At 72.7% G+C, this 510-nt stretch carries 1 protein-coding gene; it reads right to left on the bottom strand.

What is annotated here, in order from left to right:
* Window positions 1–156 precede the first annotated feature (156 nt).
* On the bottom strand, window positions 157–510 hold a 354-nt coding region (locus tag GTP90_RS36045; RefSeq protein ID WP_217432067.1), incomplete at its 5' end, for a MauE/DoxX family redox-associated membrane protein.

Raw genomic sequence — 510 nt, forward strand, 5'->3', positions numbered from 1 at the left:
AGCGCACGCGCCTGCACCTGCGGCACCGGCGCGCCCGGCGGCAGCACCTCGGGCGTGTCGCGCTCGCGCCGCGCGGTGTGCAGCACCGACAGCGTCAGCTTGATGTTGAGGGCCAGGCCGAGGGCCAGCAGCGCCAGGGTCAGGTGGAGAATCTGGCTATCCATCGCTTGGACTCAATAAGTGGACGATCTCGTGGAAGTGCACGGCGACCACGCAGGCCAGGCAGCCCAGCGACGCCGCCAGCACCGCGACGTGCAACGGCGGCGCGAGCCCGGCCGGCAGCGCCAGGCCGGCGGCGATCGCCACGATGACCAGCACATTGCGCAGCAGGTCCAGGCCGGACAGCGAGCGCTCGGCCTCGCCGAAGCAGCCGCAGCGGACCACGCTCTGCGTGTAGAACTTGTAGCCGACCAGCGCCGTGAACACGCCCAGCATCAGCAGCGCGGCCAGCAAGCCGGCGCGCGCCAGCCCGCCGAGCAGCAGCGCGGCCACCGCCAGTTCCGCCGCCGC

It is taken from the genome of Duganella vulcania, from assembly GCF_009857655.1.
In the GTDB taxonomy this organism is placed as follows: domain Bacteria; phylum Pseudomonadota; class Gammaproteobacteria; order Burkholderiales; family Burkholderiaceae_D; genus Rugamonas; species Rugamonas vulcania.